Source organism: Bradyrhizobium sp. P5_C11_2 (genome assembly GCF_054049755.1).
The window spans coordinates 1-14,000 of the sequence record NZ_JBFULT010000138.1; the positions used below are offsets into that span (position 1 = coordinate 1).

Sequence of the window (14,000 nt, forward strand, 5' to 3'; positions counted from 1 at the left end):
GCCCCTCACCCCACCCTCTCCCCGTAAGAACGGGGCGAGGGAGTGACAGAGCGACGCCTTCCTGACTTCCGCGTCAGAATCTGGCGCGTTTGTAAGTTGAAGGTGCCTGTCCCTTCCTCTCATCTGATCCTCCTGGCGCGGCGTGAGTGTCGCCGCGCAGCACGGAGGATGCTTCGATGGACAACAAGCTTCTCAAAGGCGTCACCGCGGTGACGATCGCCGCGGTGATGGCGCTCGCTTCACCGGTCCTTGCCCGTGGCGGCGGTGGCGGCGGCGGTGGTCATGGCGGCGGCTTCGGCGGTGGCGGACATGGTGGCTTCGGCGGTGGCGGCCATGGCGGCTTCGGCGGCGGGATGCACGCAGGCGGGTTTGGCGGCGGGATGCGCGGCGGCGGCATGCATGTCGGTGGCATGGGCGGTGCGCGTTTCGCCGGCGGGCCAGGCTTCGGCGGCGCCCGCTTCGCCGGTTCGCCAATGGCCGCCCGCGCTGCCATCGGGCCGCGTTTTGCCGGTGCACCATTAGCGACCCGCGCCGCTTTCGGCCCACGGTTTGCTGGCCCGGGCTGGCACGGCAGGCCCTTCATCGGCCGACATGCCTTTTTCTTCCGCCATCACCGCTTCCACCGGTTCGCCTTCGTCGGCGCGCCGTACTTCTATGCCAACTATTACGACGACGGCTGCTGGCAAAGGAGCTGGACAGCCTATGGATGGCAATGGGTCAATGTGTGCGGAGACAGTTGGTACTAGCATCGCCGTACCGCACCATTGTCGCGATCGCCACCGGGCGGTTCCGCTCAGCCCCGGAACGGGATAGTCTGGTGGCGACCGTCGCGCGGAGTTTGTCATGACCGGAGGTCACCGCCGCATCCTGGTCGTCGAGGACGATCCGGAAACCGCAGGCCAGCTCGTCGAGGAACTGACGATCTCGGGTTACGACGTCGATCTCGCCGCGACCGGCCGCGAGGCGCTGAGCCACGGCGTGGCGCGCGATTATGCCGTGATCACCATCGACCGCATGCTGCCCGACATCGACGGCATCGCGGTGATGCGGCAGCTGCGCGACGATGGCATCGCCGCGCCCTTCCTGATCATTTCCGCGCTCGGCGAGGTCGATGACCGCGTGCGCGGCTTGCGCGCCGGCGGCGACGATTACCTGGTCAAGCCGTTCTCCTTCGTCGAGCTGCTGGCGCGGCTGGAAGCGCTCGGCCGCCGCAGCGAGACCATTGCCAAGGAAACCATCCTGCGGGTTGGCGATCTCGCCATCGACCTGATCGCGCGCAACGCCAGCCGCCGCGGCCGGAAGATCCCGCTGCTGCCGCGCGAGTTCCAGCTGCTCGAATATTTGGTCCGCAACGAAGGACGCGTCGTGTCCCGCGCGATGCTGCTCCAGCACGTCTGGGACCTGCACTTCGATCCCTCCACCAACATCATCGACGTCTATGTCGGGCGCGTCCGCCGCAAGGTCGATGACAGCCAGGATTATCCGCTGATCCACACCATCCGCGGCATCGGATATTGCCTCCGTGCTCCTGGTTAAGACGCTTCGTTCGTCAACCTTCAGGCTGGCGCTGCTGGCGATCGCGGCGTTCGGACTGATCGTCGCGGCGATCATGGCCTACGTCTATTTCGGCACGCTCGCCTATGTGCAGAGCCGGCTCGGCAATGTCGGCGATCACGACGGCTTCAAGGACATGATCGGGCTCGCGATGGCCGCGGTCGCCGTGCTGCTGCTGGTGCTGGCCGGCCTCGCCGCCGTGCTGGTGACCCGGCGTACGGTCGGGCGGATCGAAGAGATCAACGCCACTAGCCGCGCCATCATGCTGTCGGGCCTCGACCAGCGTATCCCCTTGCGCGGCAGCCACGACGAATGGGACCGCGTCGCCGAAAACCTCAACCAGATGCTCGATCGCATCGAAACGCTGATGGGCGAGGTCAAGCAGGTCAGCGACAACGTCGCCCACGATCTGCGCACGCCGCTGACGCGGATGCGCGGCCGGCTGGAAAAGGCCTATCACAACCAGCGCAACGGCGATGCTGATGCGGCCCTGATCGGCGACACCATCGCCGATCTCGACGCGGTGCTCGGCATGTTCGCCTCCATCACGCGGATCTCGGAGATCGAGACGCGTGCCCGCAGGAGCGCCTTTCGTGCGCTCAACCTCGCCGAGATCGCCGGCGAGGTCGTCGAGCTCTACGATGCCGCCGCCGAGCAGGTTGCGACCGGCCTCAGCCTCGACGGCGACAGCGAGGTGACCGTGACCGGCGATCGCGACCTCCTGTTCGATGCCATCGCCAATCTCGTCGACAATGCGATCAAGCACGGCCGCGCGGGCGGGCAGGTGACCGTGACCTGCCGCAACGCCGGCGGAGGTGCGATGATCGCGATCGCCGACGATGGGCCGGGCATTCCGGCCGACCAGCGCGATCACGTCTTCAAGCGCTTCTACCGGCTCGAGCAGAGCCGCTACACGCCGGGCAACGGGCTAGGCCTGAGCCTCGTTGCGGCAGTTGCGCGCCTTCATGGCGCCGAGATCGCGCTGCATGATAAGGCGCCGGGCCTGACGGTCCAGCTCAGCTTCCCGTCGCACCAGTCCGGCACCCAATTTGCATGATCGTCCGCGTCTCGAGTGGAAGTCCCGCAATGTCCCGCCTGCCCGACATCATCGTCACCAACGCCCGCATGCGCAGCCGCGAGATCGTCGACATCGCCATCACCGGCGGCACGATTACGGCAATCGGCAGCAGGCTCGAAACCGGCGCACAGGCCTTCGTCGATGCGAAGGGCGGCCTGGTGACGCCCGCCTATGTCAATCCGCACCTGCATCTCTGCAAGGTCTGGACGCTGCCGATGATGTCGGAGGAGGCGCTGGAAGCCTATCAGGGCGGAGGCATGAGCGAGGCGGCGAAGGCGGTCGATCTCGCCGCGGCGGTCAAGAGCAGCTACGACGCGTCATGGATCATTCCGAACGCACGGCGCGCAGTGGCGCTGGCCGCGCTCCACGGCAACCTCCACATCCGCGCCTTCGCCGATGTCGACACCAAGGCCCGGCTCGAGGGCATCAAGGCGCTGCTCGCGGTGCGCGAGGAGTTTCGCGGCATCGTCGACATCCAGGTGGTCGCCTTTCCCCAGKACGGCCTGTTTCGCGAGCCCGGCGCCGACGGCCTGATGCGCAAGGCGATGGCGCTCGGCGCCGACGTCGTCGGCGGCATTCCCTGGATCGAAGCCGGCGAGGACGACAGGCGGCGCCACGTCGATTTCTGCTTCGATCTCGCGGCCGAGCATGGCGCCGAAATCTCGATGCTGCTGGACGATGTCGGCGACGCCGATATGCGCACGCTCGACATGATGGCGCGCGCGATGATCGCGCGTGGCGTCGAGGGCCGGGCGCTTGCGCATCACTGCCGTGCGATGGCGCTCTATCCCGAGGCTTATCTGCGGGAGCTGACGGCACTGCTTCGGGAAGCGCGGGTCAGTATCGTCAGCGATCCCCATACCGGTCCGCTGCACGCGCGGGTGAAGGAGCTGCTGGCCGCCGACATCAATGTCTGCCTCGGGCAGGACGACATTTCGGACGCCTATTACCCGCTCGGCCGCAACAACATGCTGGAAGTGGCCTTCCTTGCCGCGCATCTCTTGTGGATGACGAAGAAGAGCGAGCTCGATGTGCTCTACGACATGATCACCACGCGCGCCGCGACGGCAATGAACCTGGAGCGCTACGGCCTCGGGCTTGGCTGCGCGGCCAATCTCGTCGTCCTCGACCAGGCCGACGTGACCGAGGCGTTGCGCTTCCACACCCCACCCCGCATCGTCATCAGCCATGGCCGGATCGTGGACGCCGACCGCATGCGCACGCTCGCACAAATGGTGCCGTCCGGGTGACGCGCGCTGCTCAGAGCTCGATGACGCCGCGGCGCGCCGCATGCGCCACCGCATCGGTGCGGCCGGTGGCGTCGAGCTTGTCGAGCAGCGAGCCGACATGGAATTTCACGGTGTGCACGGAGATGCCGAGCTGACGCGCGATCATCTTGTTGGAGGCGCCCTCGGCCATCAGCGCCAGCACGTCGAGCTCGCGCTGCGTCAGCGCGATATCCTCGGGCATGCCGCGCGGATCGCGGACAACGATCGTCGCCGCGGCCTGCTCGCCGGGCGCGGCGAGGCGCAGCCCGGCGACATTGCCGAGCAGCGCAGCCAGGCGGTCGGCGAGAGCGGGATCGTCGATCTCCAGGGACAGCAGGATCTCCGGCAGCTTGTCCTCGCTCACGCCTCCGGCCTCTCGCCGACCGTGACCTTGAAGCTGATCGGCTCGCCGCCGCGGCGCACCGCGACATCGACCACGGCGCCGACGCTCGAAGGTCCCAGCGTCCGCGACAGCGCGCGCACGCCGGACAGTTTCTGGTCGTTGACCGCCACGATCACGTCGCCCTGGCGAATGCCGGCCGCCGCCGAAGGCCCGGCCTTGTCGACACTCATCACCATCGCGCCGATACCGACGTCGAGCCGCACCGGCTGGAGTCCGAGCCCGAGATATCCGCGCGCGATGCGGCCGCGCGCCTCTAACTGCGGCGCGATGCGCTCGATCGTCGCCGTCGGGATCACCAGTACGCGCCGCGGTCCGAGCACAGCCATGCCGAAAGCTTCACCCGTCGCGTCGAGCGCGAGGCCGCCTTCCTGGCCGGGACGCAGGCGAACGTCGAGCTCGATCCGCGCATCGATGTCGCCGCCGCGCAAGGAGCGCCAGCTCCTGCCGGATGCCGACACCATGCCAAGCGCGGCGCTCGGCGTGTCGCGGTTGGTGGCCACGACAACCGACAAGGTGCCGAGGGGCGGGACCGTCGCGGCCAGCTTGACCGGCGCGACGCCAATCTCGGCACGCAGCAGCGCGATGTCGGTCGTATGGTCGCGGCCGGCGATCGTGGCGGCGACCCGGCTGCCGTCGGGGAGGCCGATCTCGACCTCGCCCTCGTCGGCCAGCGCCTCGTCGGCGGTGACGATCAGGCCGGGCTTCCAGACGAAGCCGGTCGCGCGGGAGCGATGCGAATGCACGGAGACGACGGAGGGCGCGGTGCGCGCCACGACGTCCGCGAGCGCGGACGACAGTGAAGACAGAGGAGTTGGGGCGGTCATGGCGGTCTCCTGTAAGTTGTCCTCAATCTGGGATGTCGCGGGCGATTGCGAAACTGGCCGGGTGGCCAGGACAGAGCCGGCGCCGGCCGACGAACATGTGATTGGGAGCCGCTCACGGGAACGTGTAGCAATCGGCCGACATTGCGCCGCAAGGCCCTAAACGTTTCCAGCGAGCCCTGACCGATGACCATCGACCTCACCCGCCGCACCCTGCTGCAACTCGCCGGCGCCACCTCGCTCGCGATGGCCGCCGCGGCCGCGGCGCGGGCCGAGGGCACTGCGCAAGGCACCGGGCCGACCTATGCCAGCCGCACGCCGATGCGGGTCGGCATGGTGACGCTCCGGGTCAAGAATCTCGACACGGTGGCCGACTACTACCGCGACGTGATCGGGCTGGCCGTGATGGAGCGCTCGGCCACAGCCGCGAAGCTCGGCACGGCCGGCATCACGCTGCTCGTGCTCGAGGCCCGTCCCGAAGCGGCGATCGAGCCGCGCAATGCAGCCGGCCTCTACCACACCGCATTCCTGATGCCGACGCGCAAGGATCTCGCGCGCTGGCTGGTGCATGCGGCTTCGCATCGCGTGCCGCTGTCGGGCTTTGCCGATCATCTCGTCAGCGAATCCGTCTATCTCGACGATCCCGAAGGCAACGGCATCGAGGTCTATGCCGACCGCGATCCCTCGCAATGGCAATGGAGCGAGGGCAGCGTGAAGATGGCGACCGACGAGCTCAACATCCCCGACCTGCTGTCGCTGACCAACTCGCGCATTCCCGACTACGCCAAGGCGCCGGACGGAATGCGCATCGGCCACATGCATTTGCGCGTCGGCGATCTCGCGCAGGCGGAAAGCTTCTACCACGGCGCTGTCGGCCTCGACCCGACCCGCAAGCGCAATGGCGCGGCGTTCCTGTCGTCGGGCCGCTATCATCATCACCTCGGCATGAACGTCTGGCAGAGCCAGGGCGCCGGCCAACGGGATGATGCCACGACCGGGCTCGCCTGGTTCTCGCTGGTGACGGCGAAGCAGGAGCTGCTCGCCGCACAGGAAGAGCGGCTGCGCAAGGGTGGCGCGAAAGTCACGGCGCTTGCGGACGGCGTGGAGGCCGTCGATCCCTGGGGCACGCGGGTGCGGCTGCTCAGGGTTTGATCGCCCGCGCAGGCATTGCTAAGACCCGTCAGGCGCAAACCAGTTTCCGGGATCCCCCTGACATGCTCGATTTCCACGGCGTCTTCCCGTATCTCGTCTCGCCCGTCGATGCCGACGGCGCGGTGCGCAGGAACGTGCTCGCGAAACTCTGCGACGACCTGATCGGCGCCGGTGTGCACGGGTTGACGCCGCTGGGGTCGACCGGCGAATTCGCCTACCTCAACGCCGCGCAACGCACGGCGGTGGTGCAGACCACGATCGAGGCCGCGAAGGGCCGCGTGCCCGTGGTGGCCGGCGTCGCCTCGACCTCGACGGCGGATGCGGTGGCCCAGGCGAAGGCCTACCAGAAGCTCGGCGCCGACGGCATCCTGGCGATCCTGGAGGCTTATTTCCCGCTCGCCGACGCCCAGGTCGAATCCTATTTCCGCGCCATCGCGGATGCGGTGGATATTCCCGTCGTCATCTACACCAATCCGCAATTCCAGCGCTCCGATCTCACGCTCGACGTCATCGCGCGCCTCGCCGAACATCCGCGCATCGGCTACATCAAGGACGCCTCGACCAACACCGGCCGGCTGCTCTCGATCATGAACCGCTGCGGCGATGGCTTGCGCGTGTTCTCGGCCTCCGCCCACATTCCGGCCGCGGTGATGCTGATCGGCGGGCTCGGCTGGATGGCGGGCCCGGCCTGCATCATTCCGCGCCAGAGCGTCGCGCTCTACGACCTCTGCAATGCCGGCCGCTGGGACGAGGCCATGGTGCTTCAGCGCAGGCTGTGGCGCATCAACGAGACCTTCGCCCGCTTCAACCTCGCCGCCTGCATCAAGGCCGGGCTTTCGATCCAGGGCTACGACGTCGGTGACCCCGTCCCGCCGCAGGCCGCGCTGACGGCCGATGCGCGCAAGGTCGTGGAAGCGGCGCTCAGGGAGCTGGCATAGCTGTCATTCCGGGTTCGATGCTGCGCATCGCCCCGGAATGACGGCCTCCACCACAAGCCCGGGCATGCCGAAATCGTGGATATCCCGCCCAAAACCGCGGCTGGTCTCGCCTGCCTCGATCCGCTAAAAGGCTGCCGCATTTCAAGAGACCTCAAGGACCCCACGGAATGAACATTCTTCCCGGCAATTTGCGTTTCGGAGCGGGGCAGCCCGTCAAGCGTTTGGAAGACCAGCGGCTGCTCACCGGGAAGGGGCAATTCATCGACGACAAGCCGGAGGACGGCGCGCTGTGGTTGCATGTGCTGCGTTCGCCGCATGCGCACGCCAGGATCGTCTCGATCGACGCCAGCGCGGCGGCCGCGATGCCCGGCGTCACCGCGATCTACACCGGCGTCGATCTGATCAAGGACGACATCGGCACCATTCCGACGCTGAGCATCTTCAAGCGCCCCGACGGCAAGCCGATGACGGTGCCGCCGCGCCGGCTACTCGCCCATGAGATCGTGCGCTATGCCGGCGAGGCGGTGGCGGCGGTGGTTGCCTCGTCGCGTACTGAGGCGCAGAGCGCCGCCGAAGCCATCGTGGTCGAATATGACGTTCAGCCGGCCGTGGTCGATCCGGTCGAGGCGGTGAAGCCCGGCGCGCCCGTGGTGTGGCCCGAGGCGCCCGACAACATCGTCGGCGCGATGAGCTATGGCGATGCCGCCAAGGCGGATGAAGCCTTCGCCAGCGCCGCGCATACGGTCGAGCTCGATATCGTCAGCCAGCGCCTGGTGCCGTCGGCGATGGAGCCGCGCTCGACCATTGCCGAGATCGACAAGAAGACCGGACGTCTGCTCCTGCACGTGCAGTCGCAGACCCCGGCCTCGACCCGCGACGTGCTGGCGGAGGCCGTGCTGAAGCGTCCCAAGGACAGCGTGCGTGTGCTGGTCGGCGACATCGGCGGCGGCYTCGGCCAGAAGACCAATCTCTATCCCGAGGACGGCATCGTGGCCTATGCCGCGACCAGGCTGAACAGGAAGATCCGCTGGCGCGGCGACCGCACCGACGAGTTCGTCGGCGGCACCCATGGCCGCGACCTCACCTCGACCGCGTCCTTCGCGCTGGACGAGAAGGGCAAGGTGCTGGCCTATCGCGTCAAGTCGATCGGTTGCACCGGCGCGTATTCCTCGGGCGCGGCCAACATCATCCCGCTGGTGCTCGGGCCCTTCGTGCAGACCGGCGTCTACGACCTGCCGCTGGTGCATTTCGAGGTGAAGTCGGTGATGACGCATACCGCGCCGGTCGGCGCCTATCGCGGTGCCGGGCGCCCGGAAGCGGTGTTCATCGTCGAGCGCTTGTTCGACGCGGCTGCGCGAAAAATCGGCATGGATCCGCGCGCGATCCGCAAGGCCAACTACATCAAGCCGGCACAACTGCCCTATACCAACGCGGCCGGCCAGGTCTACGATTCCGGTGCCTTCGCGCACATGCTGGATCGCGCCGTAAAGCTTGCGGACTGGGACGGCTTCGCCGCGCGCAAGAAGGCCGCGAAGAAGAAGGGCCTGCTCTATGGCCGCGGGCTCACCTCCTACATCGAATGGACCGGCGGCCGCGCCCATACCGAGAAGGTCAGCCTGCATGCGACCGCGCAGGGCCGCGTCATCCTGCATTCCGGCACCATGGCAATGGGGCAGGGGCTTCAGACCACCTACACCCAGATGATCGCCGACACGCTCGGTATTGCCATGGACAAGATCGATGTCGTCCAGGGCGACACCGATCTCGCCATGGGCTTTGGCAGCGTCGGCTCGCGCTCGCTGTTCGTCGGCGGCACCGCGGTCGCGGTCTCCTCCAACGATTTGATCCAGAAGGCGCGCGAGAAGGCGGCGAACGTGCTGGAGACCTCGGTCGAGGACATCGAATATCAGGGCGGCATGCTTACGGTGGTCGGCACCGACCGCCGCATCAGCCTGTTCGAGCTCGCCGAGAAGGAGGGCGGTGCAAAACTCAGCGTCGATTCCGAGGGCGAGGTCGACGGGCCGAGCTGGCCGAACGGCACCCATATCTGCGAGGTCGAGATCGACCCCGAGACCGGTGTCTCCCGCGTCGTGCGCTACACCACGGTCGACGATGTCGGCGTCGCGGTGAACCCGATGCTGGTCACCGGCCAGATCCATGGCGGCGTCGCGCAGGGCATTGGACAAGCGCTCTACGAAGGCGTCTCCTACGATGCCGAGGGCCAGTTGCTGACCGCGAGCTACCAGGACTACTGCATCCCGCGCGCCGACGACGTTCCGCCGATCGTGGTGACGCTCGACGACTCCGCGCCCTGCCGCACCAATCCGCTCGGCGCCAAGGGCTGCGGCGAATCCGGCGCCATCGGCGGCCCGCCCTGCGTCACCAACGGCGTGATGGACGCGCTCGCCGAGCTCGGCATCACCCAGCTCAACACGCCCCTGACGCCGCAGAAGATCTGGAAGGCGATCCGGGACGCGAAGGTGGGTTAATTGTAGCCTGCGCTGCTGCGCCAATTTCAGCTGGTCGTCCCGGCGAAGGCCGGGACCCATACCCACCGAGCGGAGTTTGGCGAAGATCGGCCATTACCAGCTTTGCGCCACACCTCTTCCCGGCGTATGGGTCCCGGCCTTCGCCGGGACGACAGCGAGTGTGTGGCGCCAGTTCGCGGCTCAAATCCCCAGCATCATCTTCGCAATGATATCCCGCTGGATCTCCGAGGTGCCGCCGAAGATCGTGTAGGCCCGGCCGTTGAGATATTCCGGCACCACCGTCAGCATGTCCTCGGGTGTCGCCGGCTCGTGGTTGAGCTTGTAGAGCGGACGCATCGGCTCGACGGCGAGGGCGTCGTGGCCGATCACGTCGGCGCCCAGCCGTGTCACGGCCTGGCGGATTTCGCTGTTGCGCAGCTTCAGGATCGACGACACCGCGCCGGGATTCTGCCCGGTCTGGAGCGCCGAGAGCACGCGCAGCTCGGTCATCTCCAGCGCGTCGATGTCGATTTCGACCTCGGAGATGCGCGTGGCGATATCCGGGCTGTCGATCGCGCGACCGGTCAGATCGGACCCGGCGAGCTCCGAGATCGCCTTCAATCCCTCGCGCAGCTTGGCCGAAGCGATCCCCGAGCCGCGCTCGAATTCGAGCAGATATTTGCCGTAGGTCCAGCCCTTGCCCTCCTCGCCGACGCGGTTGGCCACCGGCACGCGCACGTCGTCGAAGAACACCTGGTTGACCTCGTGGTCACCGCCGATGGTGAGGATCGGGCGCGTGGTGATGCCCGGCGTTGTCATGTCGATCAGGACAAAGCTGATGCCGTCCTGCTGCCGCGGCCCGTCGCTGGTGCGTACCAGCGCGAACATGCGGTTGGCGTGATGGGCATGCGTGGTCCAGATTTTCGTGCCGTTGATGATGTAATCGTCGCCGTCGCGCACCGCGCGCGTCTTCAGCGAGGAGAGATCCGAACCCGAGCCCGGCTCGGAATAGCCCTGGCACCAATAGTCCTCGCCGGAGAGAATTCGCGGCAGGTAAAAATTCTTCTGCTCAGGGCTGCCGAAGCCGATGATGACGGGCCCGACCATCTTGACGCCCATCACGTTGACGTTCGGCACACCGGCCCGCGCGCTTTCGGTCTCGAAGATCCAGCGCTGGGCCGGCGTCCAGTCCGGCCCGCCATGCTCGACCGGCCAGCCCGGCGCGCCCCAGCCTTGGGCGTGCAGCGCGCGCTGCCAGGCCATGCCGATATCGGGATCGGAGAACACGGACGGCGTCAGCGCGGTCGCGCGCTTCATCTCCTCGGTGAGATTCTTCGCGATGAAACCGCGCACCTCGTCCTGGAAGGCGCGCTCCTCGGAGTTGAACGACAAGTCCATGATGCGCTCCCTTCGGTTCAGGCCGGCACGCTGGCGCGACCGAGCCGGGCGTGGCGTGCGTAGTGGTGCGCGCTGCCGCCGAACAGCGTGTCGAAGGCGACCAGCCGCTTGAAATAGGCGCCGACCTCGAGCTCCTCGGTGACGCCCATGCCGCCGTGAAGCTGGATCGACTGTTCGCCGACAAAGCGCGCGCATTTTCCGATCTTCGCTTTCGCGCCGGATGCGGCCCGTGCGCGCTCGATCGGCGGGCTGTCCGCCTTCAGCGCGGCGCGCAGCGCCATCGAGCGCGCCTCGTCGACCTGCATCGCCATGTCGGCGAGGCGGTGGCGGATCACCTGGTTGGCGGACAGCGGCCGGCCGAACTGTTTTCGAATTTTGGTGTATTCGAGCGTGGTGTCGAGCAGCACCTGCATGATGCCAACGGCTTCCGCGCCGAGTGCAGCCGTGGCGCGATCGACGGCCCATTCGATGGCCGGCAGCGCGTCTTTCCCATCGCCGAGCAAGGCATCCTCCGGCAGCTCTACGCCGGACAGCTCAATGTTGCAGGCGCGTCCGCCGCCGAGGCGCTCGTAGTCGGAGATCGCAACGCTCGGGGTCTTTGCCGGCACCAGGAACAGGCCGATCCGCCCGGATGGGCCCTGATGATCGTGGATATGCGCGGAGACGATGATCTCGTCGGCGGCATGGCCGTCGAGCACGGCGATCTTGCTGCCGGAGAGGCGCCAGCCTTGCGCCGTCTTGTTGGCGATCGTCGCGACCTTGGAAAGATCGAACCGCGCCGCGCGCTCGGAATGGGCGAGCGCCAGCTTCAACGTGCCGTCGGCGATCTTCGGCAGCCGCGCCTGCTTCTGCGCCGCGCCGCCGCATCGCTCGACCAGCGCCGCCCCCAGCACGACCGTCGCGATGTAGGGCTCCGACACCAGCCCGCGGCCAAACGCCTCCATCAGAATGCCGGTCTCGACCGCGCCGCCGCCGAGCCCGCCATAGTCTTCGGAGATCGGCAGCGCCAGCCAGCCGAGCTCGGCGAACTGCGTCCAGACCGCCGGGCTGAAGCCGAGCGGATCGTTCGCCATCCTGCGGCGGTGGTCGGCATTGTAGCTCTCGGCTACGAAGCGTTCCGCGCTCTCGCGCAGCAGCCGCTGCTCGTCGCTCAGATTGAGATCCATCGCGTCTACTCCGCAGCCGCCGGCGGCTTGCGCACGGAGGGATGCAGGCCGGATGGATCGACGATCATGCCGAACTCCTGAAGGTTATGGGCGTGGCAGAGCTGGTGCAGCGCAAAGGCCTGGTCGATCGCCGCCGGCTGCCCCATCACGTCGACCGAGCGGTTGACGGCTTCCTTGGTCAGCTTCAGCGCGAAGGATGGCTTTGATGCGATCCGGCGCGCCAGCGCCAGCACGGAAGATGAAAGCTCCGCGCGCGGCACCACCTGGTTGACCATGCCGAGCTGGTGCGCCTCCTGTGCGCTCCATGTGTCGGCGGTGAACAGAAACTCCTTGGCCTTGCGCGGGCCGAGTTCCCAGGGATGCACGAACCATTCGACACCGCACACGCCCATGGTGACGACGGGATCGCAGAACTGCGCATCGTCGCTGGCAACGATGAGATCGCAGGCCCATGCCAGCATCAGGCCGCCGGCGATGCACTTGCCGTGCACCTCGGCGATCGTCGGCTTGGCGAGGTTGCGCCAGCGCCGCGTGATCTGGAGATAGATTTCCTGCTCGCGCGCGAAGCGGCCATGGGCGTTGGCTTCAGCAAAACCGCCCCAATTTCCGATCGGCGGAAAATCGACGCCTGCTTCATTCTTGCCGCCGGGCCGCAAATCGTGGCCAGAGGAGAAATGCGGCCCGTTGCCGGCAAGGATGATCACCTTGACCGTGTCGTCCTGCACCGCCGCATCGAAGGCGGCGTTGAGGTCGTAGGTCATTTGCAGGTTCTGCGCGTTGCGCGCGTCGGGCCGGTTCATCACGATCCGGGTGATCGCCGGCTCCGGCCTCTCCACGAGGATGGTCTCGAACGAGGTCATGGCGTTTCCCTGGCGTTTCCGTCTCGGAATTATTGTTCTCGCGAGTTGACTATTTCAGTCAGGATTAGGCAAGGGGCTTGCGTCAATCGGCTGGCGGTTGGGCGCGCACAACTACTCATCGCTGTCATTCCGGGGCGCGAAGCGAACTATGGTGCGCAATTGCGCACCTGAGAATCTCGAGATTCCGGGTTCGATGCTGACGCATCGCCCCGGAATGACGCCAGAAGGCTGGCATCCCCGGCGCTCAGTCTGGTAGTTTGCGCCAGTTTCCACCGGGAGAAATTTGATGCGCAAGATCCTGACCGTGCTGGCGGCGCTGGCCTCGCTCAGCCTGACCAATTGCGGCTACAACGCGATCCAGAGCGAGGACGAGCAGATCAAGGCCAACTGGTCCGAGGTCGTGAACCAGTATCAGCGCCGCGCCGATCTCGTGCCCAATCTTGTCAATTCGGTGAAGGGTTTTGCGCAGCAGGAGAAGGATGTGCTGCTCGGCGTCACCAATGCACGCGCCAAKGTCGGCAGCATCCAGGCGACGCCGGAGGTGCTGAACGACCCCGCCGCCTTCCAGAAGTTCCAGGCCGCCCAGGGCGAGCTCTCCAGCGCGCTGTCGCGGCTCCTGGTCGTCACCGAGAACTATCCGCAGCTCAAATCGGACGCGCTGTTCAAGGACCTGATGTCGCAGCTCGAAGGCACCGAGAATCGCATCACGGTGGCGCGCAACCGCTATATCAAGGCAGTGCAGGACTACAACGTCACCATCCGCTCGTTCCCGAGCAACCTCACTGCGATGATGTTCGGCTACAAGGAGAAGCCGAATTTCTCGGTCGAGAACGAGAAGGCAATCTCGACCGCGCCGAAGGTCGACTTCAACCCCGCGCCCGCGCCGTCGAAGTA

Annotated in this window: 13 protein-coding genes; 8 read left to right on the forward strand and 5 right to left on the reverse strand. The window is 66.8% G+C overall.

Annotated features, from left to right (window positions below):
- Nucleotides 1-176 precede the first annotated feature (176 nt).
- The 4 genes from ACXJL8_RS15625 (at nucleotide 177) to ACXJL8_RS15640 (ending at nucleotide 3,882) form a co-directional block, all read left to right on the forward strand.
- Nucleotides 177-746: a hypothetical protein gene (locus ACXJL8_RS15625; RefSeq protein WP_456622608.1), complete on the forward strand. Its 570-nt coding sequence runs from the start codon at nucleotides 177-179 to the stop codon at nucleotides 744-746.
- A gap of 97 nt (nucleotides 747-843) precedes the next feature.
- Nucleotides 844-1,536, forward strand: coding sequence for a response regulator transcription factor (locus tag ACXJL8_RS15630; protein WP_456622607.1), 693 nt, complete (start codon nucleotides 844-846; stop codon nucleotides 1,534-1,536).
- Nucleotides 1,523-2,611, forward strand: coding sequence for a sensor histidine kinase (locus ACXJL8_RS15635; protein ID WP_456622606.1), 1,089 nt, complete (start codon nucleotides 1,523-1,525; stop codon nucleotides 2,609-2,611). The genes ACXJL8_RS15630 and ACXJL8_RS15635 overlap by 14 nt, the downstream gene beginning before the upstream one ends.
- Nucleotides 2,612-2,640: 29 nt before the next feature.
- Complete coding sequence (locus tag ACXJL8_RS15640) at nucleotides 2,641-3,882, forward strand: amidohydrolase family protein (protein ID WP_456685203.1); 1,242 nt, start codon at nucleotides 2,641-2,643, stop codon at nucleotides 3,880-3,882.
- Nucleotides 3,883-3,892: 10 nt separating this feature from the next.
- On the opposite strand, the gene ACXJL8_RS15645 is transcribed toward ACXJL8_RS15640, so the two are convergent.
- Together ACXJL8_RS15645 and ACXJL8_RS15650 are read right to left on the reverse strand one after the other, a co-directional pair.
- Nucleotides 3,893-4,264 carry a response regulator transcription factor gene (locus tag ACXJL8_RS15645; protein WP_456622604.1) on the reverse strand — a complete coding sequence of 124 codons (372 nt, stop codon included), beginning with the start codon at nucleotides 4,262-4,264 and terminating at the stop codon, nucleotides 3,893-3,895.
- A complete protein-coding gene (locus tag ACXJL8_RS15650; protein ID WP_456685204.1) occupies nucleotides 4,261-5,127 on the reverse strand; it encodes a S1C family serine protease in 867 nt (288 codons plus the stop codon). Before ACXJL8_RS15650 ends, ACXJL8_RS15645 begins: the two co-directional genes overlap by 4 nt.
- Nucleotides 5,128-5,310: 183 nt before the next feature.
- On the opposite strand from ACXJL8_RS15650, the gene ACXJL8_RS15655 reads away from it, so the two are divergent.
- The 3 genes from ACXJL8_RS15655 (at nucleotide 5,311) to ACXJL8_RS15665 (ending at nucleotide 9,703) form a co-directional block, all read left to right on the forward strand.
- Entirely contained in the window at nucleotides 5,311-6,276 is a 966-nt protein-coding gene (locus ACXJL8_RS15655; protein WP_456622602.1) for a VOC family protein, read from the forward strand.
- Between the two features lie 62 nt (nucleotides 6,277-6,338).
- Complete coding sequence (locus ACXJL8_RS15660) at nucleotides 6,339-7,214, forward strand: dihydrodipicolinate synthase family protein (protein ID WP_456622601.1); 876 nt, start codon at nucleotides 6,339-6,341, stop codon at nucleotides 7,212-7,214.
- A gap of 167 nt (nucleotides 7,215-7,381) precedes the next feature.
- A complete protein-coding gene (locus ACXJL8_RS15665) occupies nucleotides 7,382-9,703 on the forward strand; it encodes a xanthine dehydrogenase family protein molybdopterin-binding subunit (protein ID WP_456685205.1) in 2,322 nt (773 codons plus the stop codon).
- 180 nt (nucleotides 9,704-9,883) lie between these two features.
- Here the strand turns inward: ACXJL8_RS15665 and ACXJL8_RS15670 are convergent, their stop codons facing one another.
- From ACXJL8_RS15670 to ACXJL8_RS15680, 3 genes are read right to left on the reverse strand one after another with little or no spacing between them, the layout of a single operon-like run.
- Nucleotides 9,884-11,080: an acyl-CoA dehydrogenase family protein gene (locus tag ACXJL8_RS15670; protein WP_456622599.1), complete on the reverse strand. Its 1,197-nt coding sequence runs from the start codon at nucleotides 11,078-11,080 to the stop codon at nucleotides 9,884-9,886.
- 17 nt (nucleotides 11,081-11,097) lie between these two features.
- Nucleotides 11,098-12,246 carry an acyl-CoA dehydrogenase family protein gene (locus ACXJL8_RS15675; protein ID WP_456622598.1) on the reverse strand — a complete coding sequence of 383 codons (1,149 nt, stop codon included), beginning with the start codon at nucleotides 12,244-12,246 and terminating at the stop codon, nucleotides 11,098-11,100.
- A 5-nt stretch (nucleotides 12,247-12,251) separates the two neighbouring features.
- Nucleotides 12,252-13,106, reverse strand: coding sequence for an enoyl-CoA hydratase (locus tag ACXJL8_RS15680; RefSeq protein WP_456622597.1), 855 nt, complete (start codon nucleotides 13,104-13,106; stop codon nucleotides 12,252-12,254).
- Between the two features lie 286 nt (nucleotides 13,107-13,392).
- Between ACXJL8_RS15680 and ACXJL8_RS15685 the strand changes: the two genes are divergently transcribed.
- Nucleotides 13,393-14,000: LemA family protein (locus tag ACXJL8_RS15685; RefSeq protein WP_456685206.1), on the forward strand; the 608-nt coding region annotated here is incomplete at its 3' end.

Bases quoted from the DNA above. Each gene is read 5' to 3' on its own strand.
- ACXJL8_RS15680 (WP_456622597.1), bottom strand. From the start codon at position 13,106: ATGACCTCGTTCGAGACCATCCTCGTGGAGAGGCCGGAGCCGGCGATC.
- ACXJL8_RS15655 (WP_456622602.1), top strand. From the start codon at position 5,311: ATGACCATCGACCTCACCCGCCGCACCCTGCTGCAACTCGCCGGCGCC.
- ACXJL8_RS15675 (WP_456622598.1), bottom strand. From the start codon at position 12,246: ATGGATCTCAATCTGAGCGACGAGCAGCGGCTGCTGCGCGAGAGCGCG.
- ACXJL8_RS15625 (WP_456622608.1), top strand. From the start codon at position 177: ATGGACAACAAGCTTCTCAAAGGCGTCACCGCGGTGACGATCGCCGCG.
- ACXJL8_RS15630 (WP_456622607.1), top strand. From the start codon at position 844: ATGACCGGAGGTCACCGCCGCATCCTGGTCGTCGAGGACGATCCGGAA.
- ACXJL8_RS15650 (WP_456685204.1), bottom strand. From the start codon at position 5,127: ATGACCGCCCCAACTCCTCTGTCTTCACTGTCGTCCGCGCTCGCGGAC.
- ACXJL8_RS15670 (WP_456622599.1), bottom strand. From the start codon at position 11,080: ATGGACTTGTCGTTCAACTCCGAGGAGCGCGCCTTCCAGGACGAGGTG.
- ACXJL8_RS15660 (WP_456622601.1), top strand. From the start codon at position 6,339: ATGCTCGATTTCCACGGCGTCTTCCCGTATCTCGTCTCGCCCGTCGAT.